Genomic DNA, 21,336 nt, shown 5'->3' with positions numbered 1-21,336 from the left:
CGGGCGAGCCGGCTGGCTGGCGGATCAAGCGGATCAGCGGCGTACCCGGATTCCGGCCAGGAGTGTGTCGACGAAGTCGGCCGAGGCACCCGCCGGGGGCGCGATCTGCACGTACACCAGGCCGGCCGCGTCCGGGGCGTTCCCGGCGGCCTCCACGATCGCCGGTTTACCGGTGCGGCAGGCGGTGAACGCGGCCACGTACCAGTCGACGTCGCCGCGCCGAACGGTGCGCACCGGGGCCGGTTCGCACTCGGCGTGCGGATGCTCGGCGACGTATCCGGCCGGGTCGTGCCGATCGGCCAGGCTGCGGGAGAGCCCGACGAACGCCCCCGGCACGGCCGGGTCGGTCGACCAGCGCTCCGGATCCGGTGACATCACCAGCGCCGGCTCCAGATCGCCGTCCGGGCCGCGCTGGCCGATCCAGCCCGAACCCGTGGCCTGCCAGCCCTCGGGCAGGGCGACCGTGATCCGGCCGGTCGAATCCGCACCGATCCGACTGTCCCGACCCGGCCAGCCCGGGCCGAACGTGGCGAACGCGGTTGCCACCAGCGCGGCGGCGCCGAGCAGCGCGGCGGCCCAGAGCCGTCGAGGCCGTGCCCGGGGTACCCGCCGGGGACGGGGGCTCGGCCCGGCGTCGATGGCCAGGTCGAGCGCGGCCGCGAAGGCCGCCGCGTCCGGATAGCGCTCGGCCGGCGTCCGGGCGGTCGCCCGGCGGAGCACGGCCGCGACCCCCGGGGGCACTCCGGCCCGCAGCGCCGGTACCTCCGGCGGGTCGTCGTCGGGGCCGGACGTGCCGAGCAGCGTCGCGCCGAGGCGGCCGAGACCGAACACGTCGGCCCGGGCGTCGACCAGCGCCGCCGGGGAGTCCTGCTCCGGAGCCATGTATCCGGGGGTGCCGGCCCGAGCGGTCAGCCCGGAGGCGGCGGCGAGCGCCTTGGCGAGCCCGAGGTCGGCGATCAGCACCGACTCGCCGGTCCCGCCCCGTCCCGATCCGCTGCCGTGCCCCGCACCGCCGCTGTCCACTGTGGTGCGGTCGGACGCGGTGTGGTCCGTTGTGCTGCCCTCGGCTGTGCTGCGGTCGGACGCGGTGTGGTCCGTTGTGCTGCCCTCGGCTGTGCTGCGGTCGGACGCGGTGTGGTCCGTTGTGCTGCCCTCGGCTGTGCTGCGGTCGGACGCGGTGTGGTCCGTTGTGCTGCCCTCGGCTGTGCTGCGGTCGGACGCGGTGTGGTCCGTTGTGCTGCCCTCGGCTGTGCTGCGGTCGGACGCGGTGTGGTCCGCTGTGCTGCCCTCGGCTGTGGTGCGGTCGGACGCGGTGTGGTCCGCTGTGCCGCCCTCGGCTGTGCTGCCGTCCGGCGCGGCGCCGTCGGGTGCGGTGTCGTCCACCGCGACGCCACGGGAGGCGGCGCCGGCCACTGCGGTGTCGGCGGGGGCGGCAGCGGACGGGCGTGGCTGGAACAGCACGTTGCCGGGGGTCAGGTCCCGGTGCACGATGCCGTGCGCGTGCAGGACGCCGACCCCGGCGGCGATCTCGCGCAGCACCCGGAGCGCCGACCCGACCGGCATCGGCCCGGCGGCGAGGCGGTCCCGCAGGCTGCCACCCGCCGCCCAGGCCATCACCAGGTACGGCCGGCCGTCCGCCAACTCGCCGACCGAGTAGACCCGGACGAGGCGCTCGTGGTCGAGCCGCCACAGCAGGCGGGCCTCGTCCAGGAAACGTTCCCGGACCCGCAGGTCGTGGCACCAGTTCTCGGCCAGCACCTTGATCGCCACCCGGGCGTCGAGAGCCGGGTCGTGGCCGAGCCAGACGGTGGCGAACGAGCCGAAGCCCAGCAACCGCTCGACGCGGTAGGGGCCGATCCGCCGGGGCGGGTTCACGGGAGTGGCTGGTGGCGGCCGCGGGTTGCCGGACCGTTCGTGCTGGAGAGCGCCACCAGGCGAGAACCGCTGGTCACCCGGTCAGGATAACCCCGGGCACCGGGTGACTGCCCGGCTCGGGCGGGACCCCGGCGGACCGGACCCGTCGGCTGGCCGGCGGCGAGCAGGCCGGTCCGGGTGGAGACCCCGATCCGGTACGGGCCGATGCCGTCGGCGGCGAATGCGGCGCGGGTCGCGTGCCGTCCGGTACGGACCGCGACGACCGCCCCGAACCCGCCGGCACCGTCCCGGGGAGCCGTGGCTGCCGCCCGCCGAGACCGGGGCGGCCGTGACCGGCCGGGCGGCCGGTGTGCTGGCCGCCCACGGGGCGGTGCCGGCGGGGGTGACGAGGAAGCCGGCGAGCAGGACGCCCAGGCCGGCGACGTGGCGTCGTGCTGGTGCGTACATGATGGACCGTCCGGTCTGACTGGGGTTGTCATCCGGTTGGTCCCGGCTCCGGTCCGGTCTGTTCGGGCCGCCGCTGCCGGATACCTGACAGCGTCCGGCCGGCGGAGACATCGGGTCAGGACAGTCGTCGCCGCCGGCCGGGCGTGCCCCGGGTCAGGACGCCGGGCGGCCGTCCGCGGCGAGGAGTTCCCGGACCCGGGGGACCACCTGGGTGCCGTACCGTTCGATCGTCTCCATCAGGCGTTCGTGCGGCAGCGTGCCGGCCGAGTACTTCAGGTCGAAGCGCTGCACCCCGAGGACCCGTACCGTCCGGGCGATCTTGCGTGCCACCGTCTCGGCCGAGCCGACGTGCCAGGCACCGTTGGCGATGTCGGCGTCGAAGCGGCCCCGGGTCATCGGCGGCCAGCCGCGTTCGGCACCGATCCGGTTGAACAGCACCCGGACGTGCGGCCAGAGCAGGTCCGCCGCCTCCTGGTCGGTTTCGCCGACGAAGCCCGGCGCGTGCACCGCAACCGGCAGCGGCTCCCTACCGAACTCGGCGAGCGCGCGGTGGTAGAGCTGCACGTACGGGGCGAACCGGGCCGGCTCGCCGCCGATCACGGCCAGTACCAGCGGAAAGCCGTACCGGGCGGCGCGGACCACCGACTCCGGGCTGCCGCCGACACCGATCCAGGTACGGATCCGGCCCGACTCCGTCTTCGGATAGACGTGCTGCTTTTCCAGCGAGGCGCGTACCGTGCCCTGCCAGCTCACCGCGTCCTCGGTGAGCAGCAGCGACATCAGCTCGGTCTTCTCCTCGAAGAGCCGGTCGTAGTCGGTCAGGTCGTATCCGAAGAGCGGGAACGACTCGGTGAACGAGCCCCGGCCGAGGGTGATCTCCGCCCGGCCCCGGGCGAGCGCGTCGAGAGTGGCGAACCGCTCGTAGACGCGTACCGGGTCGTCGGAGCTGAGCACCGTGACCGCGGTGCCGAGCCGGATCCGCTCGGTCCGGGCGGCGATCGCGGCCAGCACGATCTCGGGGGCCGAGACCGCGTAGTCGTCGCGGTGGTGCTCGCCGAGCCCGAAGGCGTCGACGCCGAGCCGGTCGGCCAGCACCGCCTCCTCGACCACGTTGCGGATCACCTGGGCGTACGGCACCGGCTTGCCCTCGGCGTCGGCGGTCACGTCGCCGAAGCTGTCCAGACCGAATTCCACGGCCGTCGCCATGTCGTCCTCCTTCACCGGTTGCCGGTCCTACCTGTGCGGCCGGCTCTCCGGGCGGTGTAACGGCGCTGCCGAGGGTCGCATTCCCGCCCGCGCGGGTGCGAAACACCACCGCTGACCGGTACGCCGGGCCGGCCGGGCGGGCTAATCGTGTCGCCCGCGTGCCGCTCGTCCGGGTACGGTGACCCGGCCGGCCGCGGGACTCAGGTGCGACTTCCGGAACCCGCCTCTGCAGCGATGATTCGCAGTTCGTGCCCTCATTCCCCGGCCGGCTTCTGCCTACCCGCCGGACGGAGGTCGCCGTGCTGTCGCTGTCGGACCGGGTCGCGTGCGAGGACGTGGTCATGTTCGTCAACGCGGCGGTCACCTCGACCGGGCAGCGCGAGTTCCGTTCGGGCGCCGCCGAACAGCGGATGTCGCTGTCGTTCCTGCACGACTACGTGCTCGGCAACTACCGCGACCTGTACGCCGCGACCCTGGCGCTGGACGTCAACGACTTCAACGCCGCGCTGGTGGTGACGAACCTGCTCCGCACGGCACGACTCGCCGACCCGGCCCGACGGGCGGTGGAGGGCCGGCTGATCGCGGCCCGGTTGCGGCTGTTGCCGCCGCAGCGGGCGTACCGGGTGTTCGGGGAACTGCGCCGGCTGGGCGTGAACAACCGGCGTACCCGGGCGATCGTCCGGGACTGGCTGGCGGCCCGGCCCGATCCGGCGCTCGACGCGGTCAAGTACCGGCGCGGACTCGCCGTCGCCGCCCGGCACGCGCATCTGGCGCTGCCCGGGGAGTTGGGCACGGTGCTCTTCGACTGGCGCCGTCCGAAGCGGTACGAGACGCCGATCCTGGAGACCTGGCGCCGGGCGCACTACGAGCAGCGGGCGCTCTACGGGCTGCCGTACACCGCCGCCGAGGGGCTGGCCACGCTGCACGGCATCGGGCGGGCCCGGTTCCTGACCGGCATCGCCCCGAAGCTGACCGGTGCCGAGCGGCTCCGGCTCCAGTCCTCGGCCCGCCGGCTCGGCGTCGAGGCGGTCGGGATGGAGCTGTCCCGGGCCCCGCTGACCCGGCTCGCCGGTTACGTGCTGTCGCTGCCCCGGGCCGAACGGGTCGCCCGGCGCGCCGAACTGACCGAGGCGTTGCGGACCGCCGCCCGTCGTGCGGCCGGCCGGCAGGCGGGTAGCTGGGGTCGGGTGGTGGCGGTGCTGGACGACAGCTACTCGTCGTCCGGTTCCGGGGTCAAGCGACGCCGCCCGCTGGCGGTGGCGCTGGCCACCCACTATCTGCTCGACGTGCTCGCCGCCGACTACACCGGACTCTGGCTCAACCATCGGGACGACCCGTTGCTGGTCCGGGCGACCGGGCCGACCGGGCTGGGGGAGCGGCTGCTGGACGGGCTGGCGCACCGACCGGACCGGCTGGTGGTGGTCTCGGACGGCTGGGACAACGCACCACCCGGGCAGGCGGCGGAGGTGCTGCGGATCTGGCGTACCCGGCTCGACCCGGAGCGGCGGACCTCGGTCGTGCACCTGAATCCGGTGTACGACAGCGACGCCTTCGACGTGCGCCGGCTCGCGCCCGAGGTGGCGACCGTCGGGGTACGCGAGGCCGAGGACGCCGCCGCGCTGGTCGAACTCGCCCGCTTCGCCACCGGTACGGCGAGCTTCGCCGACCTGCGCCGGCACCTCGACGACCGGGTCGACCGGTTCCTCGCCGGGCCGGCGCAGGCCGGGCAGCCGACATGACCACAGTGGACGGAAAGGGAGGCGGCGGGTGAGCCCGGCACAGGGGACCGGTGGCGGTGCCCGCGAGGTCCGGCCGGAGCGGCACGAGCTGGAGCTGACCGGCCTGCACGCCGGCCCGGACCAGGTCTGGGGCGCCGTCCGGCTGCAACCGCTGCTGCGCGCCGAACCCCTCACCGACCTGCGGCTGCACCCCCGGCTGCACGACCCGGACGAACCGTCGGTGGTGGCCGTGGGCCCGCGCACCGGGTACGTCGCCTACATCCCGCACGCCTTCGTGGCGACCTGGACCGACGACGGCAGCCCGGCCGCCGCGTACGGCACCCAGTTGGCCGACCCGGCGGCGGGCGGCCCGCCCCGGGGCATCGGGCTGCACTTCCACCGCCGGATGGCCCGGCGCGAGGAGAGGCGCCGGCTGCGCTTCCTGCCGCTGCACCTGGCCCTGGAGGGCTATCTCGGATTGCAGTTCGGCGGACCGCCGATCGCCTGGCAGGAGTGGACCCGCCGGGCCGTCACCCGTGGCCTGTCGCCCCGGGCCGAGGCCGCGTACGCCGGCACCGAGATCCCCGGCCTCGACGACGCGTTGCGGATCTTCGAGATCCACCCCGACCAGTGCGGCATGCTGCTCTACGTCGCGGACGCACTCGCCGCCGCCCTGGTGGTGCCGCATCCCGAGGACTACCGTGCCCTGCATCCCACGCTGCTGGGCGATCTCTACGGCGAGCTGGTCCACCAGTACGCCCAGCTCTATCCGGCGGCACCCGAGTTCCCGGCCCGGATCGACGAGTCCCGGGTGCACAGTGTGGCCGACCTCCGGGCCGAGCTGGCGCGTAGCCGGGCCGCCTGGGAGGAAATGCGCCACCTGATGGCGGACGGGCTCTTCGGCGCCCAGCACCGCACGGTCGAGCCGGTGTACCGGATGGGCGGGTTCACGCTGTCCCGGTTCCTGCCGCCGTTCCACCCCGACCGGGAGAACCACGTCGGCGAGACCATCACCGACGCCGACGGCCGGCTGGCGTACCTGAAGACCTTCCGGCTCTCCGCCGCGCAGGCCCGCCGGGGGCACCTGCTCGGCCGGCTCGCCGCGCACGACTGGGAGCTGGACGCCACCGCCGCGGCGCTCGGCACCGACCGGCCCGGGTTGGTGCTCCGCCTGGACCGGGCCGGCTTCGGTCACCTGCTGCGGCCGGACGTCCTGCACGCCTGCCGGGCAGCCGTCCGGCGGTCGCCGGCCGGGATCCGTGCCATTCGTTGACCCCTGTCCGGGTGCGTGATCTGATGCCCGGACGCGAAGAAGCTTCGATATTTCGATCAGACCTTTGGGGGTCGGAGATGTTCGGGTTCCGTCGACCCGCGTTCGCCGCGGCGCTGGCGTTCACCCTCGCCGCGACCGGCACGCTGTCGGGCATCGCCACCGCACCGGGTACGGCCACGGCGGCGCTGCCCACGGCCGCGGTCGCACTCGGGGACAGTTTCGTCAGCGGCGAGGGCGCCGGCGGCTACCAGCCGGTGGTGGACGTGAACGGTACCCCGCAGAGCTTCCCCGGCTGGTCCGCGCCGAACAGCAACGCCTTCTTCTGCCACCGGTCCGCGAACGCCTCGCTGCACCAGGCGAACCTGCCCGGCATCTCGGCCCGGTTCAACCTCGCCTGCTCGGGCGGCCAGCCGTACGACATCGCCAACGCCTCCGCCGGCCGCACCAAGGGGCGTACGGTGGCGGCGCAGCTCGACCAGCTCCGGGCGGTGGCGCAGACCCACGACATCGACCTGGTGCTGCTCGGCCTCGGCTCCAACAACAGCTCGTTCACCTTCGGCGACGTCGCCTCGGACTGCGCCAACCGGTTCATCGCGGATGCCTGGACCGGCTGGTGGGAGTTCTGGGCGTACCTCGGCGGGCCGGTCGAGCAGGCGCCGTGTGCCGGCGACGACCTCGGCACCCCGGCCGAGTTCGCGGCGGCGACCGCCGAGACCACCAACGCGGTCCGGCAACTGCTGGCGACCCTGGACCAGGTCGACGTCGACGGGCAGCACCGGATCGTCTTCCAGGACTACACCAACCCGCTGCCGTTCGACTTCGAGTCGCGGTTCCACGAGGAGGACAGCCGGGACGACAGCCGGGACAAGTTCCGGGCTCTGGGCGCCGAGCGGTACGCGGCCGGCTGTCCCGTGCACCGGGCCAGCCTGGCTGCCGGGCACCTCTTCTCGACCGGCCTCGGCACCCTGGTCCAGTCGGTGCACGGCACCATGCGGGCCGAGTTCCCCGGCGACGACCTGGTCTATCTGAACGTGCAGCGGGCCTTCGACGGCGCCCGGCTCTGCGAGACCGGGTCCAGCCCGACCGGTGCGCTCGCCACCCCGATCCGGTTGCAGGACGGCCCGACCGGGGTCCCGGTGACCAGTCTCTCCGGCTACGACAAGATCGCCATCCAGCGGATCGCCAACGCCTGCGTCACGTACTTCCAGACCTGCCAGGAGTCCTGGCACCCGAACGCGGCCGGGCACGCGGTGCTCGGGCAGTGCCTCGCGGGTGCGGCGGCCACCCCGAACCGGGCCGTGGCCTGCGTACGCTCCGGCACCGGGGCGATCAGCGTGGGCTGAGCCGCTCCGGCCCGTCCGACCGGTCGGGTCCGCACCGGCGCCGGGATCCCGGTGCGGTCCCGACCTCAGTTCCCCGGCTCACCTGCAGTCGCAGCAGTCGCAGCAACTGCCGCAATTGCTGCAAGGGTGGCCGAGCCAGGCGGTGTGCCGCTTTCCACACATCCGGTGCCGGCACGGCCGTACGATCCCGAACAACGCGCCCCCTAGATCGATCCGGCTGCTGCGGCAGCCCGACGCCCCGGCGCGCCTGACAGGCTCAGGACGGGGTGGGCCGGCGACCCGGCCGGCGCCAGCCGTTTGACCGGGCGGTGTCGGACAGGGCCACCCCGAGCAGGACCGCGCCGGTGAAGCCGGCCACCGCGACCGGGGCCAGCGGCAGGAACGCCGGTGCCGTGCCGACCAGCACCACCAACCAGACCAGCCGGGACCAGGAGAACTTGCCGAACAGTTCGTACTCGAAGACGGTGCGGCCGATCAGGAACAGCGTGGGTCCGCCGACGATCACGGCGACCAGGCCGGGCCCGGCCTCGGTGCGGGACTGGCCGGCCAGCAGTTCGAATCCGGTGGCGGTGGAGACGATGCCGGCCACCATGCACAGGTGGGTGTACGGCGCCCACCGGGTGGCCCGGCGCGGCCGTCTGTTGATTGCCACCTGGAGGAGGGCTCCCGCCCGGTAGACGTAGATCTGCCAGAGCAGCAGCATGGTGACGAACGCCAGCAGCAGGATGCCCATCCGTCCGGCGTTGGGCCCGCTCCGGCCGCTGAGCAGCAGCGGCACCAGGATGATGTCGCCGAGCGCCAGGATGACGAACTGCTGGTAACGCTCGCCGAGGTGCTCGCTCGCCTTGTCGTACTGGTCCAGCGGGACCCGGCCGAGCCACGGTGTCGGGTAGCGCAGCGCGCCGCCGACGTAGTCGATCACCAGGGCGATGCCCCAGAGCGCGAGACGGGCCGAGGCCGGCAGGAAGGCGCCGGCCAGCCAGAGCGCCCCGGAGAACCCGAACCAGCAGAGGAACCGGGCCGCCCGGATCTGGGCCTGATGCCTGCGGAGCACGGCTATCAGCACGATGCCGCGGACCAGGTGGATCGCGACGTACATCCCGGCGAAGAGCCAGCCGAGCGCCGAGAACGCCAGCGGAAGGCTCGCCGTCATCACGACGCTGCCGAGCATCGCCCAAGCCACGATCACCTGGATCTTGGGTTCCTCCGGGTTGTAGAAGTCGGTGAGCAGGGCGGTGATCGACCAGATCCACCAGACCGCCATCAGCAGCACCACCACCTCTGCCGCCGCGGTCCAGGTCGCCTCCGCCGCCAGCCGCATCGAGAGCAGGGCGAGCGCCGCGACGTAGATCACGTCGAGCAGCAGTTCCAGCAGGGTCGCCCGCTTCGGCGCCTCGGGATGGCGCAGCAGTCTGCGCGTCTCGTCGCTCGCCATCGAGCTGCCGTCCCACTCCCCGCCGTCCCCGATTGCTACCTTCTCCTACCGATGCGAACGATCGACGGACGGGTTGGACGTAACCCGGCCGTACGGCACAGGCGCGAAGACCGGAGGACGGGTCGGATGAGGCATCGCACCGAAGAGACGGCGACGAGCGGGCGCGCCGGAGTGCCGGGATGAGCACCGAGGCGGCGAACGCACTCACCGCGCGCTGGGCCGCCCGGCTGGACGGCCGGCAGACGGTCTTCTCCGGCGCGGGCGTCTATCCGCTGCTGGCCCTGCTCGCGCCGTACGCCGACGGCCCGGCCCGGGCGGAGCTGCACGCCGTCGCCGGCACCCCGACCCGGTACGCGCTGACCGGCTCGCCGACCACCTCGCTGGCGATGGCCGTCTGGTCCCGTCATGACCTGCCGCTGACCGACCGGTGGCTCGCCGCCGTGCCGGAGTCGATGCGCGGGCAGCTCACCGGCGATCCCGGCACCGACCAGCCGGTCCTGGACGACTGGGCGGCCCGGCACACCGACGGACTGATCCCGGCGATGCCGGTGCAGGTCAGCGGGGAGACCCTGCTCCTGCTCGCCAGCGCCCTGCTGGTGGTGACGGCCTGGGCGGAACCGTTCGAGGAGGGCTGGATCCGGCCGGAGGCCGGCCCCTGGCAGGGCCGGGACCTCGCCGGCCTGCACCGGAGCACCCGGGATCTGACCGTGCTGCGGGTCGTCGACACCGAGGCCGGGCCGGTGACGCTGCTGACCGTACGCGGCAGCGAGGACGTCGACGTGGTACTGGTGCTCGGCGGGCCGGACCGGACGGCGGCGCAGGTGCTGCCGGCCGCGGTCACCGCGCTCCGGTCGGGCCCGTCGCTCGCCGTCACCGCCGGCCCGGGGGTCACCGAGGAGGTGGTGACCGCCCTCGACGAAGCGCCCGAGCTGTGGGTCTCCACCGTCCGGTTCACCGTCCAGGGCGACCACGACCTGCTGGAGCACGCCGAGTTGTTCGGGCTGCGCAGCGCCACGGACCCCGGCCGGGGCCACTTCCCGGGCATCAGCCCGGAGCCGCTGGCGGTCTCGGCGGCCCAGCAGAGCGCGGTGGCGACGTTCGGTCCGCAGGGCTTCAAGGCGGCCGCCGTCACCGCCGTCGGGATGAGGGCCGGCTCGATGCCACCCCAGCCGACCAGCCGGAAACGGCTGGTACGGACAACCTTCGACCGGCCGTTCGGCTTCCTCGCCGTGCACCGGGGCAGCGGCCTGGTGCTGGTCGCCGGCTGGGTCACCGACCCCGACCCCTACCAGCGCCCCACCTGGGGATACTGACCACGCCCGGCCTCGGTCGGGGCGTGGGGTGGTTGCTCAGCCGCTCGGGCGACCGGCCCGGCGGGGCAGGTCGAGGCCCTCGACCGCGGCCTCGACCAGTTCCTCCGGCGTCGCGGCGACGTCGAGGGTGAGGACCCGCTCGTCCGGTGCCGGCCGTTCCAGCGTGGCGATCTGCGAGTCGAGCAGGCTGGCCGGCATGTAGTGCCCGGCCCGCCGGGAGATGCGCTCCCGGATCACCTCCGCCGACCCGTCCAGGAAGACGAAGTCGACGCTCGGCGGCCCCTGCCGGAGTACGTCCCGGTAGGAGCGCCGCAGCGCCGAGCAGGCCAGCACCGTGGAGACACCCTCGGCGGCGCGCTGGGCCATCCAGCCGGCGAGTTCGCGCAGCCACGGCCAGCGGTGCCCGTCGTCGAGTGGTACCCCGGCCCGCATCAGCTCCACATTGGACTCGGGATGGAACTCGTCCGCCTCGGCGAAGGTCAGCCCGGTCAGCGCGCTGATCCCCTCGGCCACGGTGGTCTTGCCCGACCCGGATACGCCCATCACCACCACGTGCCGGGTGGACCGGCCCGGCCCGCCGCCGTGCGACGGGCCGGAGCCGCCGTCACCAGTCATGGACGGTGCCGTCCTTGAGCCGGTTGAACGGCAGGTACGCCGGCTGGTACGGGAAGCGGGCCGCCGCCTCCTCGTCGAGTTCCACCCCCAGGCCGGGCTGCTCGCCGGGGTGCAGGTATCCGTCGGTGAAGGTGAACGACTGCCGGAACACCTCGTCGGTCAGCGGGCCGTGCCGCATGTACTCCTGGATGCCGAAGTTGTGGATCGCCAGATCCAGGTGGAGCGCGGCGGCCATCCCGACCGGGGAGATGTCGGTCGGCCCGTGTATCCCGGACTTGATCTGGTATTGCGCGGCGAAGTCGAGCAGCTTGCGCATCGCGGTGATCCCGCCGGTGTGCGTGACGGCGGACCGGACGTAGTCGATCAACTGCTCGCGGATCAGCGTCTGGTAGTCCCAGACCGTGTTGAAGACCTCGCCGATCGCCAGCGGGGTGGTGGTGTGCTGCCGGACCAGCCGCAGCGCCTCCTGGTTCTCCGCCGGGGTGCAGTCCTCCAGCCAGAACAGGTCGTACGGCTCCAGCGCCTTGCCCAGCTTGGCCGCCTGGATCGGGGTCATCCGGTGGTGGCCGTCGTGCAGCAGCGGCAGTTCCGGGCCGAACTCGTTGCGGACCGCCTCGAAGACCGTCGGCAGGTGCCGCAGGTAGCCCCGGGTGTCCCAGTCCTCCTCGGCCGGCAGCGGGATGCGCTGCGCCGGCTCGTAGTCGTAGCGCTTGCCGTCGACGCTGGGCTGGGCGGCGACCCCGTAGACCGCGTTGATGCCGGGGACCGCGGTCTGCACCCGGATCGACCTGAAGCCGAGTTCCAGGTGGTGCCGGATCGAGTCGAACAGCTCCGGGATGTCCCGGCCGGAGGCGTGCCCGTACGCCATGATGCCGGTCCGGGATGCCCCGCCGAGGAGCTGGTAGAGCGGCATCCCGGCGGCCTTCGCCAAGATGTCCCAGAGCGCCACGTCGACGGCGGCGATCGCGGCCATGGTGACCGGCCCGCGCCGCCAGTACGCCGACCGGTAGAGGAACTGCCAGGTGTCCTCGATCCGGTGCGGGTCCCGCCCGATCAGCAGCGGTACGACGTGGTCGGCCAGGTAGGAGGCGACGGAGAGTTCCCGCCCGTTGAGGGTGCCGTCGCCGAGCCCGGTGATCCCCTCGTCAGTGGTGATCTTGAGGGTGACGAAGTTGCGGTCCGGACTGGAGACGATCACGTCCGCGGCGACGATCTTCACGACATGCCTTTCTGCGCTGGGTGGTGGACGGGAGCGGCGGGCCGACGGGTCGGCTCACCACTCCGCGAAGGAGCCGTCGGGGTGCCGCCAGACGGGACCGCGCCAGCTATGCCCGCGCTGGTCCGCCCGGCGTACCGCATTCTCGTCGATCTGGATGCCGAGACCGGGACCGGTCAGCCGGGCGATGTGCCCGTCGGCGAAGCCGAACGGCGTCCGGTCCACCAGGTAGTCCAGCACCTCGGCGTCGGCGTTGTAGTGGATCCCGATGCTCTGCTCCTGGATCAGGTAGTTCGGGGTCGCGAAGCCGACCTGGAGGCAGGCGGCCAGCGCGATCGGCCCGAGCGGGCAGTGCGGGGCGAGCTGCACGTCGTACACCTCGGCCAGTGCGGCGATCTTACGGACCTCGGTGATCCCGCCGGCGTGCGACAGGTCCGGCTGGGCGACCGCGATGCCGGCCTGGAGCGCCGGCAGGAACTCCTGCCGGCTGTAGAGCCGCTCGCCGGTGGAGACCGGGGTGCTGGTCGACCGGACGAACTCGCCGAGCAGGTGCGAGTTCTCCGGTACGACCGGCTCCTCCAGGAAGAACGGCCGGAACGGTTCCAGCAGCGGGGCGACCCGGCGGGCGTTGGCCAGGGTGAACCGGCCGTGGAAGTCGACCGCGACGTCCCGGTGCTCGCCGAGCACCTCCCGGGCGGCGGCCACCCGGCGGACCACCCCGTCGAGTTCGGCCACCGAGGCGATCGGGCCCATCCGGCCGGAGGCGTTCATCTTGACCGCGGTCAGCCCCGCCGCCACCTGCGCGGCGATGTGCTCGGCGACCTCGCCGGGCTCGTCACCGCCGACCCAGCCGTACACCCGGATCCGGTCCCGGACCGGGCCGCCGAGCAACTGGTGCACCGGGGCGTCGAAGTGCTTGCCGGCGATGTCCCAGAGCGCCTGGTCGAGCCCGGAGACGGCGCTGGCCAGGATCGGGCCGCCCCGGTAGAACGACCCCTTCGTCATCACCTGCCAGTGGTCCTCGATCCGCAGCGCGTCCTGGCCGATCAGCAGCTCGCTGAGCTGGTGCACGGCGGTGCGTACCGTCTCGGACCGGCCCTCGCAGGTCGCCTCGCCCCAGCCGACGGTCCCGTCGGCGGTCTCGATGCGGACGAAGAGCCACCGGGGCGGGACGAGGAAGGTCTCCACCCGCTCGATCTTCGTCACGCCGCCCGCCTCAGCTTCTCTGTCATGCTCCCCGCCTCAGCTTCTCGGTCATGTTCCCCGCCGTCCTCAGCCCTTGGTCGCCCCGGCGGTGAGGCCGGAGACGACGTACTTCTGCACGAAGAGCGCGATCAGCATGATCGGCAGGGTTACCACCGTGGACGCGGCCATCAGGCCGCCCCAGTCGATGCTGGCGTAGCCGACGAAGTCGAAGATCGCCACCGGCAGGGTCTTGGTGTCGGCGCCGGAGAGCACCAGGGCGAACATGAAGTTGTTCCAGGAGAAGATGAAGGACAGGATGCCCGCGGTCGCGATGCCCGGCGCGGAGAGCGGCAGTGTGATCCGCCGGAACGCCCCGATCGGGGTGAGCCCGTCCACCTGCGCCGACTCCTCCAGCTCCAGCGGCAGGCCGTCGAAGAAGCCCATCAGGATGTAGACCACCAGCGGCAGCGACACGAACATGTGGCTGAGGATCAGCACGGTGAAGCCGCCGACCAGCTTCAGGTTGGAGAAGACGTAATACCACGGCACCAGCAACGAGACGCCGGGGATGACCCGGGCCATCAGCACCACCAGGGCCGACTTGCGCATGTTGAACCGGCTCATGGAATAGGCGGCCGGCACGCCCAGGATCAGCGACAGCACGGTGGCCGCGAAGGCCACCCAGAGGCTGTTGCCGATGAACTGGAGGTAGTTCGCCTGGTCCAGGACCTTGGTGTAGTTGTCCAGCACCGGCGTGAACGCGAACGCCTTGCTGGAGTCGTAGATGTCGACGTTGGTCTTGAAGGAGGCGGCGACCATCCAGAGCAGCGGGGCGATCAGCGAGACCACCACCACGGCCAGGGCCACCGCCCGGAAGACCTGGTACGGGGTACGACGCTTGCGGCGGGCCATCAGAGTGCGCCCTTCTTGCGACGGGACGTCAGCGCCCACATCGAGCCGATGATGATCAGGAAGAAGATGATGAGCACGGTCGACGAGATGCCGTACTCGTTGTAGTCGAAGCTCAGCCCGTACGCGTACACGTTCAGGGTCTCGACCTCGTGGAACGAGCCGCCGCCCCGCCCCTTGGTGGCGTACAGGATGTCGAAGGTCTTCAACGCGTCGATGCCGCGCAGCAGGATCGCCACGATCACCGTCGGCATCAGCAGCGGCAGGGTGACGTGCCGGAACCGCTGCCAGGCGTTCGCCCCGTCGACCCGGGCCGCCTCGTCCGGCTCGTTGGACAGCGAGGTCAGCCCGGCCAGCAGGATCAGCACCACCATCGGGGTCCACTGCCAGATGTCGATGAAGATGGTGGTCGGCAGCGCGCTGTGCTGGCCGGCCAGCCAGGGCTGCGGGCCGATCCCGACCCAGCCGAGGATCTGGTTGGCCATCCCGATGTTGGGGTCGAAGATGAGCCGCCACATCATGCCGACCGCGACCGGGGTGGCGACCAGCGGCAGCAGGATCGCCACCCGGACCCACCGTTCGCCGCGGAACGGCCGCCAGAGCAGCAGCGCGACCGCCATGCCGAGGACGATCTCGAAGATCAGCGCGACCCCGGTGAAGCCGACCGTACGCAGCACGGCGGGCCAGAACCGGTCGGTGTCGGAGAGCACCTCGAGGTAGTTCGCGAACCCGATGAACTCGGACTCCGCCCGGACCGATCCCTCGGCGTCGGTGAGGCTGAGGTAGATCGTCCAGGCCAGCGGGAAGATGATCAGCGCACCGACGAACGTCATGGCCGGTGCCGCGAAGAGCCACTTGCGGTGGTTGTTCGCCCAGCGGGTCCAGCCGGTCAGTTCGCCGGACGGCTGGGGGGATGCCAGAGATGCCATGGGGTGGTCTTTCCAGTTCGGCGGAGAGGTACGCGGGGTGACGGATCGCTCCGTCACCCCGCGCGATGGCCTACTTCTCGTCGTCGAGGAGCTTCTGGAACGCCTCGTTCGCGGTGGCGGCCGAGCCGGCCACGTCCTTGCCGGTGATCGCGTCCACGATCGGCTGGCCGACCAGTTCCCGGGCCTCGGCCACCTTCACGACCAGCGGGCGGTCGTGACCGACGCCGTTCTCAGTGCTGATCTTGATGGCCTCCGCCAGGTCCTTCGGGTAGGTCGCGATGCCCTCCGGGTTGGCCCAGACCGAGGTACGGGCCCCCGGCACGCCGCCCTTCTGCTGCGCCAGCGTCTGGTCCTTGCCGGCCGCCCACTGGATGAACTTCCAGGCGTTGTCCTGGTTCTCCGAGCCCTCGTTGACGCCGAGCGCCCAGGACGGGATGTTGTACGGCTTCGAGCCGGCCGGGCCGGCCGGGAACGGCGCGAACCCGACGCTGTCGGAGACCTTGGACTTGGCCGGGTCGGTGGCGTTCTTGTAGAGCGAGTTCGCCTCGGTGTAGAAGGCCGCCTTGCCCTGGGTGAAGATCGCCATCGCCTCGGACCAGCTCATGTCGGTGCTGATGTTCGCCGGCCCATGGTCGGCGAGCAGCCCGCCGTAGTACGCGTACGCCTGCTTGGCCTGCTCGGTGTTGACGCTGGCCTTGCCACTGGCGTCGACGAAGTCGCCGCCGAAGCTGTACAGGAAGCTGGAGAACTGGGTGACCGCGGCGGCCTTGCCGGTCCGGGCCACGAAGCCGGCGGTGCCGGGGTTGTCGGCCTCGACCTTGGCGGCCATCGTCTTCAGTTCGTCCAGGGTCTTCGGCGGTGCGGTGAAGCCGGACTTCTGCAGCAGGTCCTTGCGGTAGTAGAGGACCTCCTGCTCGGTGATGATCGGGATACCGACCAGCTTCTCCTCGTAGGTGGTGGCCTGCACCGGCGGGGCCTGGAAGTCGGCGAAGTCGAACGCCGAGTCCCCCTTGGCCTTGTCGGTCAGGTCGGTCAGGTAGCCGTTCTTGGCGAAGAGCTTCCCCTCCTGGAGGGGCCGGTACATCATCACGTCGATGTCACTGGAGCCGGCGTTCAGCTTCACGTTGTACTGGTCGGAGAGCTGGTCCTCGCCGAGCTGGGTGACCTCGACCTTCAGCCCGGACTGTTGCTCGAACTCCGGTAGGGCCTTCTTTATGTTTTCTGTCCAGACGTGGTTCACCAGCGTCACGCGCAGCGTGTTCGACCCGCCACTGTCATCGCTGCCGCCTCCGCAGGCGGACAGGCCGAGGGCAGCCACCACGGCCAGAGATGTTCCGATTACCGAGCGACGTAACACGTCCATCTCCCCTTCCCTCGCGGCGACCCGCCGTTGGGACGCCGCCTGCGGACTCCTACGTCCGCCTAATGCCGGATGCTAGGCCGATAAACCTGACTTAAGCAAGACCAGGGTACTCACTGATAGGCTTTATTTATGGCCACGCCGTCACCAGAGGTCGCGTCTGTCCGGCTCGACCCCGCCGAGCCCGGGCTGCACGCCCGGCTGCTCGATCAACTAGGCACGGCCGTCTGTGCCGGCCAGCTCGCCCCCGGCTCCGTGCTCTACATCGACGACCTGGTCGAGCAGTACGCCGTCTCCCGGTCGGTGGTCCGGGAGGTACTGCGGGTGCTGGCCTCGATGGGGCTCGTCGAGTCCCGCCGCCGGGTCGGCACCCTGATCCGGGCCGCGCGCGACTGGAACGTCTTCGACCCCCAGGTGATCCGCTGGCGGCTCGCCTCGGCCGGCCGGATCGCCCAGCTCCGCTCCATCACCGAGCTGCGTACCGCGGTCGAGCCGCAGGCCGCCTCCCTTGCCGCGCTGCGGGCGACCCCGCAGGAGGCCAGCGAGCTGGTCGGGCTCGCCGCGAAGATGTGGGCGGCGGGCAAGGCCGGTGACGAGGCCGAGTTCCTCCGGCTCGACATCGAGTTCCACCGGCAGGTGCTGGTCGACTCCGGCAACGAGATGTTCGTCAAGCTGCACGAGCTGGTCGCCGAGGTGCTGGCCGGCCGCTACCACTACGACCTGATGCCGCACTATCCGCACGAGGAGGCGCTGCAACTGCACGCCGACGTCGCCCAGGCGATCCAGCGGCACGACGGCGAGCGGGCCAAGACCGCGATGGTGCACATCATGGAGCAGGCCATGACGGAGATGAGCGCCATCTGGGCGCAGACCGGGCCCGATCCCGTCTCCTGAAACGCTTTCCGCCAGCCGGCGGGCGGGCCCGCGCGGGGGTACGGTCTCTAGATCATCAATGCCGGCGCGGCGGACTATGGTTGGCCGGATCGCGCCGTCGCGGTACGTGGCGCCGGCGTGTGCCGACCGAGAGCCCGCGTACCGGGAACAGAGGGGACCACCATGGACGCATCATCCCGCCCGCCGTTCCGCGCCGACCACGTCGGCAGCCTGCTGCGACCCGCGCGGCTGCTGACCGCCCGGGCCGACCGGGCCGCCGGGAAGATCTCCGCCGCCCAGTTGCGCGCCGTCGAGGACGACGCGATCCGCGAGGTGGTACGCCTCCAGGAGAGCATCGGGCTGCGTACCGCCACCGACGGCGAGTTCCGGCGTACGTCCTGGCACATGGACTTTATCTACCAGCTCGGCGGGATCGACCCGGCGGACGAGAAGCTGACCGTGCAGTTCTTCAACGAGTCCGGAAAGCTGGAGTTCCAGTCGGCGGCGCTGCGGGTGCACGACCGGGTGAAGCTGACCGACACCATCTTCGGCGACGCGTTCACCTTCCTGAAGCAGCAGGTCACGACGGGCACCCCGAAGCTGACCATCCCGTCGCCGAGCATGGTGCACTACCGGGGCGGCCGGGCCGCCATCGACACCGCCGTCTACCCCGACCTGGACCAGTTCTGGACCGACCTGAGCGCCGCGTACGCCGAGCAGGTGCGCCGGCTGGCCGACCTCGGCTGCAGCTACCTCCAGTTCGACGACACCAGCCTGGCGTACCTGAACGATCCCCGGCAGCGGGAGATGGTGGCCGCCCAGGGCGGCGACCCGGAGCACCAGCACGAGCGCTACATCCGGCAGATCAACGCCTCGCTGGCCGGCCGGCCCGCCGGGCTGTCGGTGACCACCCACATGTGCCGGGGCAACTTCCGGTCCTCCTGGGCCGCCGAGGGTGGCTACGACTTCGTCGCCGAGGCGCTCTTCAGCCAGCTCGACGTCGACGGCTTCTTCCTGGAGTACGACGACGAGCGCTCCGGCGACTTCGCGCCGCTGCGGTTCGTCCCGCCGGGCAAGAAGGTGGTGCTCGGCCTGGTCACCACCAAGCGGGGTGAGCTGGAGAGCAAGGACGCCCTCAAGCGCCGGATCGACGAGGCGGCCCGGTACGTCCCGCTGGAGCAGCTCTGCCTCTCGCCGCAGTGCGGCTTCTCCTCGACGGTGGAGGGGAACGCGCTGACCCGGGAGGAGCAGGTGGCGAAGCTGCGGCTGATCGTGGAGACCGCCCAGGAGGTCTGGGGCGACAACTGAGCCCTCGCCCGCCCGGCCGGGCCGCTGGTCAACCCGGCCGGGCGAACCCGCCCCGCGGGGCGATGATTTCCAGGTTGGTGCCGTCCGGGTCGTTGAAGTACGCGACCTCGGTGCCGGCCACGTCCGGCGGCGACACCTCCTCGGCGCTGAACGTGTACGCCGGGCCGAGGAAGTCGAGCCCGGCCGCCCGCATCCGGTCGTAGACCGCCGGCAGGTCGTGCACCTCGAAACAGAGGTGGATCGAACCGGGGCGGTTCGCCGCCACCTCGGCCGGCTCGCCTGCCGGCTCCTCGAACTGGATCAGGTCGATGCCGAGGTTGCGCAGCCGGAAGGTGGCGTACCGCAGCCCGGTCCGGAGCAGCCCCTGGGAACGGGCGAACCCGGCGCCGTGCATGCCCTCGTCCCGGACCACCGGGTCGAGCCCGGTGAGCGCCCGGTAGAAGGCGACCGAGCGGCCCAGGTCGGAGACGGATATCCCGACGTGCGCGGCGGTGTCGAGCCCGATCGACCCAGCAGACGGATCTGGTACGGCGTTCGCCATCGCGCCTCCTCCCGACGAACCGGCACCCCGGGGTGCCTCTTCCCGACCCTGCGCGGTGCAAACCGGGCCGGCACCGTCTGGGGTGCAGGCCGGGCCGGCACTGTCAGGGGTGCAGGCCGGGCCGGCACTGTCAGGGGTGCAGGCCGGGCCGGTCCGCCGGCTGCCCGCCGGGCCGGTCCCGGCCGGGCAGTCGGGCCAGCGAGACGGCGGAGATGACCGCCCAGCTCGCCTCCAGGAGCAGGAAGCCCCACGACCGGTGCAGCAGGGCGATGACCGCCAGCACGGTCGAGCCGGCGATGTTCAGCAGCAGGTAGCGGGCGGAGTGCGGGGAGAGTCGGCGGGTCTGTGCGGCGGCGAAGGCCGACAGGATCAGCAGCGAACCGACGATTTCGATGACATCAACAGCGGTCATGGGTTTCTGCGCGCCGTCTTTGCGGGGCCGGGTACGGCAGCGCTCTCGTCCGGGGCGGTCGCATGATGGCGCCACCTGATGATCGAGAATAGCTCGGCGGCCGGTCCGGAACCGCCGGCCGGTGCGGAACCTCACCGGCGGGCGGCACCCGGGACCGACCGGGTGGCCGGCGGATGGTTCGATGCACGCCAGCGACCGCACGCGGGAAGGGGCATATGCCGATGGCGGGGTACGAACGGGACGCGGCTGCCGCCGGTACCCGGACCAGGTGGGTGGCGCCGGTCCGCCGGGCGATCGCCCGGATGCTCAACCCCGACGGCCTCTCCTCCGGGTACGTCCCGGCCCAGCGGGGCCAGGAGAGCGACCGGATCGTGGACTGCGCGGCGTACGTCGACGGTCGCCGGTTGCCGGGCCGGCCCGACCACCGGGCGGCGTTGGCGGCGGCGCGCCGGGGCCGCGGATTCGTCTGGCTGGGGCTGCACGATCCGGACGAGGCGGACTTCGCGCCGATCGCCCAGGCGTTCGGCCTCGACGAGCTGGTCGCCGGGCACGCGCTCAACCGGGAGCACCGGCCGGCGGTGGAGCGCTACGACCAGGTGACGGTGATCGTGCTGCGCACGACCCGGTACGTCGAGCACACCGAGCTGACCGAGACCTCCGAGGTGGTGGAGACCGGGGCGGTGACGGTGTTCGTCGGTCCCCGGTTCGTGATCACCGTCCGGCACGGCGCACCGGGTGCGCTCCGGCCGGTCCGGGCCGACCTGGAGGCCCGGCCCACCCTGCTGGCGCTCGGCCCGTGGGCGGTCGCCTACGCGGTCTGCGACCAGCTCGTCGGCTCGTACGTCCAGGTGGCCACCGCCGTGGAGGCCGACGTCGACGCGGTGGAGGAACAGGTCTTCGCCCCGCGTACGGCCCGGGACCGGATCGCACACATCTACCAGCTCAAACGGGAGCTGATGGAGTTCAAGCGGGCGGTCGCACCGTTGCAGCGGCCGTTCGCCGCGCTGCTCGACGACCGGGAACTGCCCCGGTCCGTGGTCCGCTACTTCCGGGACGTGCACGGCGTGCTGTCCCGGACGGTGGAGCGGGTGACCGCCTACGACGACCTGCTGAACTCGGTCCTCCAGGCCCGGCTGGCCCAGGTCTCGGTGGACCAGAACAACGACATGCGCAAGATCGCGGCATGGGCGGCGATCTTCGCGGTGCAGACCTTCATCGCCGGCATCTACGGGATGAACTTCGAGTTCATTCCCGGGCTGAAGGCGGCGAACGGCTTCTGGGTGGTGCTGGTGGTGATGCTGGTCCTGGCGGTGTTGATGCACCGGGGCTTCCGGCGCAACAACTGGCTGTGAGCGGCACGGCCTCGCGGCGGCCGGTG

18 protein-coding genes and 1 riboswitch are annotated in these 21,336 nt (G+C 72.0%); of the genes, 7 read left to right on the top strand and 11 right to left on the bottom strand.

Going from position 1 to position 21,336, the window contains the following annotated elements; all coding sequences use genetic code 11:
• Window positions 1-33 precede the first annotated feature (33 nt).
• Both ACQEVC_RS40855 and ACQEVC_RS40850 read right to left on the bottom strand, forming a co-directional pair.
• On the bottom strand, window positions 34-1,875 hold the full coding sequence (locus tag ACQEVC_RS40855; protein WP_432889124.1) for a protein kinase domain-containing protein: 1,842 nt from the start codon (window positions 1,873-1,875) through the stop codon (window positions 34-36).
• Between the two features lie 600 nt (window positions 1,876-2,475).
• Entirely contained in the window at window positions 2,476-3,528 is a 1,053-nt protein-coding gene (locus ACQEVC_RS40850; RefSeq protein ID WP_432889122.1) for an LLM class flavin-dependent oxidoreductase, read from the bottom strand.
• A gap of 299 nt (window positions 3,529-3,827) precedes the next feature.
• Here ACQEVC_RS40850 and ACQEVC_RS40845 point away from each other — a divergent pair, with 299 nt between their 5' ends.
• The 3 genes from ACQEVC_RS40845 to ACQEVC_RS40835 all read left to right on the top strand — a co-directional run bounded on the left by ACQEVC_RS40845 (window position 3,828) and on the right by ACQEVC_RS40835 (window position 7,862).
• Complete coding sequence (locus ACQEVC_RS40845; protein WP_432889120.1) at window positions 3,828-5,267, top strand: hypothetical protein; 1,440 nt, start codon at window positions 3,828-3,830, stop codon at window positions 5,265-5,267.
• A 28-nt stretch (window positions 5,268-5,295) separates the two neighbouring features.
• The gene (locus ACQEVC_RS40840) at window positions 5,296-6,519 is read left to right on the top strand and encodes an ARPP-2 domain-containing protein (protein WP_432889118.1); all 1,224 of its coding nucleotides are present in this window, start codon (window positions 5,296-5,298) and stop codon (window positions 6,517-6,519) included.
• 77 nt (window positions 6,520-6,596) lie between these two features.
• Window positions 6,597-7,862 (top strand): hypothetical protein, encoded by a 1,266-nt coding sequence (locus ACQEVC_RS40835; protein ID WP_432889116.1) that lies wholly within the window; start codon window positions 6,597-6,599, stop codon window positions 7,860-7,862.
• Between the two features lie 256 nt (window positions 7,863-8,118).
• Here ACQEVC_RS40835 and ACQEVC_RS40830 read toward each other — a convergent pair whose 3' ends face one another.
• Window positions 8,119-9,297 carry a low temperature requirement protein A gene (locus tag ACQEVC_RS40830; protein ID WP_432889114.1) on the bottom strand — a complete coding sequence of 393 codons (1,179 nt, stop codon included), beginning with the start codon at window positions 9,295-9,297 and terminating at the stop codon, window positions 8,119-8,121.
• 179 nt (window positions 9,298-9,476) lie between these two features.
• On the opposite strand from ACQEVC_RS40830, the gene ACQEVC_RS40825 reads away from it, so the two are divergent.
• Window positions 9,477-10,610: a serpin family protein gene (locus ACQEVC_RS40825; protein WP_432889112.1), complete on the top strand. Its 1,134-nt coding sequence runs from the start codon at window positions 9,477-9,479 to the stop codon at window positions 10,608-10,610.
• Between the two features lie 36 nt (window positions 10,611-10,646).
• Here ACQEVC_RS40825 and ACQEVC_RS40820 read toward each other — a convergent pair whose 3' ends face one another.
• From ACQEVC_RS40820 to ACQEVC_RS40795, 6 genes are all read right to left on the bottom strand, one after another.
• Complete coding sequence (locus ACQEVC_RS40820; protein ID WP_432889110.1) at window positions 10,647-11,225, bottom strand: gluconokinase; 579 nt, start codon at window positions 11,223-11,225, stop codon at window positions 10,647-10,649.
• Entirely contained in the window at window positions 11,215-12,444 is a 1,230-nt protein-coding gene (gene manD / locus ACQEVC_RS40815; protein ID WP_432889108.1) for a D-mannonate dehydratase ManD, read from the bottom strand. The genes ACQEVC_RS40820 and manD overlap by 11 nt, the downstream gene beginning before the upstream one ends.
• A gap of 54 nt (window positions 12,445-12,498) precedes the next feature.
• Window positions 12,499-13,647, bottom strand: a complete 1,149-nt coding sequence (dgoD, locus tag ACQEVC_RS40810) for a galactonate dehydratase (protein ID WP_432889106.1) — start codon at window positions 13,645-13,647, stop codon at window positions 12,499-12,501.
• 66 nt (window positions 13,648-13,713) lie between these two features.
• Window positions 13,714-14,538: a carbohydrate ABC transporter permease gene (locus ACQEVC_RS40805; RefSeq protein WP_432889104.1), complete on the bottom strand. Its 825-nt coding sequence runs from the start codon at window positions 14,536-14,538 to the stop codon at window positions 13,714-13,716.
• Complete coding sequence (locus tag ACQEVC_RS40800) at window positions 14,538-15,464, bottom strand: carbohydrate ABC transporter permease (RefSeq protein WP_432889102.1); 927 nt, start codon at window positions 15,462-15,464, stop codon at window positions 14,538-14,540. Before ACQEVC_RS40800 ends, ACQEVC_RS40805 begins: the two co-directional genes overlap by 1 nt.
• A gap of 70 nt (window positions 15,465-15,534) precedes the next feature.
• Complete coding sequence (locus ACQEVC_RS40795; RefSeq protein WP_432889100.1) at window positions 15,535-16,827, bottom strand: ABC transporter substrate-binding protein; 1,293 nt, start codon at window positions 16,825-16,827, stop codon at window positions 15,535-15,537.
• A 129-nt stretch (window positions 16,828-16,956) separates the two neighbouring features.
• Between ACQEVC_RS40795 and ACQEVC_RS40790 the strand changes: the two genes are divergently transcribed.
• Both ACQEVC_RS40790 and ACQEVC_RS40785 read left to right on the top strand, forming a co-directional pair.
• Window positions 16,957-17,718: a FadR/GntR family transcriptional regulator gene (locus ACQEVC_RS40790; protein ID WP_432889098.1), complete on the top strand. Its 762-nt coding sequence runs from the start codon at window positions 16,957-16,959 to the stop codon at window positions 17,716-17,718.
• Window positions 17,719-17,880: 162 nt separating this feature from the next.
• Complete coding sequence (locus ACQEVC_RS40785; RefSeq protein ID WP_432889096.1) at window positions 17,881-19,005, top strand: 5-methyltetrahydropteroyltriglutamate--homocysteine S-methyltransferase; 1,125 nt, start codon at window positions 17,881-17,883, stop codon at window positions 19,003-19,005.
• 28 nt (window positions 19,006-19,033) lie between these two features.
• Here the strand turns inward: ACQEVC_RS40785 and ACQEVC_RS40780 are convergent, their stop codons facing one another.
• Window positions 19,034-19,546 (bottom strand): VOC family protein, encoded by a 513-nt coding sequence (locus tag ACQEVC_RS40780; protein WP_432889095.1) that lies wholly within the window; start codon window positions 19,544-19,546, stop codon window positions 19,034-19,036.
• Window positions 19,547-19,676: 130 nt separating this feature from the next.
• Window positions 19,677-19,958: a CBU_0592 family membrane protein gene (locus ACQEVC_RS40775; RefSeq protein ID WP_432889093.1), complete on the bottom strand. Its 282-nt coding sequence runs from the start codon at window positions 19,956-19,958 to the stop codon at window positions 19,677-19,679.
• A gap of 7 nt (window positions 19,959-19,965) precedes the next feature.
• Window positions 19,966-20,036, bottom strand: a riboswitch (guanidine-III (ykkC-III) riboswitch).
• Between the two features lie 143 nt (window positions 20,037-20,179).
• Here ACQEVC_RS40775 and ACQEVC_RS40770 point away from each other — a divergent pair.
• Window positions 20,180-21,310: a magnesium and cobalt transport protein CorA gene (locus tag ACQEVC_RS40770; RefSeq protein ID WP_432889091.1), complete on the top strand. Its 1,131-nt coding sequence runs from the start codon at window positions 20,180-20,182 to the stop codon at window positions 21,308-21,310.
• Window positions 21,311-21,336: the final 26 nt, after the last annotated feature.

The sequence above is a fragment of the Plantactinospora sp. CA-294935 genome (assembly GCF_050936445.1).
In the GTDB taxonomy this organism is placed as follows: Bacteria; Actinomycetota; Actinomycetes; order Mycobacteriales; family Micromonosporaceae; genus Plantactinospora.
Note: the sequence above shows the minus strand (reverse complement) of the source record. Positions and strands in the feature narration are given on the sequence as shown.

Coding starts and splice junctions, on each gene's coding strand:
- ACQEVC_RS40850 (WP_432889122.1), bottom strand. CDS start 3,528: ATGGCGACGGCCGTGGAATTCGGTCTGGACAGCTTCGGCGACGTGACC.
- ACQEVC_RS40835 (WP_432889116.1), top strand. CDS start 6,597: ATGTTCGGGTTCCGTCGACCCGCGTTCGCCGCGGCGCTGGCGTTCACC.
- ACQEVC_RS40830 (WP_432889114.1), bottom strand. CDS start 9,297: ATGGCGAGCGACGAGACGCGCAGACTGCTGCGCCATCCCGAGGCGCCG.
- ACQEVC_RS40825 (WP_432889112.1), top strand. CDS start 9,477: ATGAGCACCGAGGCGGCGAACGCACTCACCGCGCGCTGGGCCGCCCGG.
- ACQEVC_RS40820 (WP_432889110.1), bottom strand. CDS start 11,225: ATGACTGGTGACGGCGGCTCCGGCCCGTCGCACGGCGGCGGGCCGGGC.
- ACQEVC_RS40805 (WP_432889104.1), bottom strand. CDS start 14,538: ATGGCCCGCCGCAAGCGTCGTACCCCGTACCAGGTCTTCCGGGCGGTG.
- ACQEVC_RS40800 (WP_432889102.1), bottom strand. CDS start 15,464: ATGGCATCTCTGGCATCCCCCCAGCCGTCCGGCGAACTGACCGGCTGG.
- ACQEVC_RS40795 (WP_432889100.1), bottom strand. CDS start 16,827: ATGGACGTGTTACGTCGCTCGGTAATCGGAACATCTCTGGCCGTGGTG.
- ACQEVC_RS40790 (WP_432889098.1), top strand. CDS start 16,957: ATGGCCACGCCGTCACCAGAGGTCGCGTCTGTCCGGCTCGACCCCGCC.
- ACQEVC_RS40785 (WP_432889096.1), top strand. CDS start 17,881: ATGGACGCATCATCCCGCCCGCCGTTCCGCGCCGACCACGTCGGCAGC.
- ACQEVC_RS40780 (WP_432889095.1), bottom strand. CDS start 19,546: ATGGCGAACGCCGTACCAGATCCGTCTGCTGGGTCGATCGGGCTCGAC.
- ACQEVC_RS40775 (WP_432889093.1), bottom strand. CDS start 19,958: ATGACCGCTGTTGATGTCATCGAAATCGTCGGTTCGCTGCTGATCCTG.
- ACQEVC_RS40770 (WP_432889091.1), top strand. CDS start 20,180: ATGGCGGGGTACGAACGGGACGCGGCTGCCGCCGGTACCCGGACCAGG.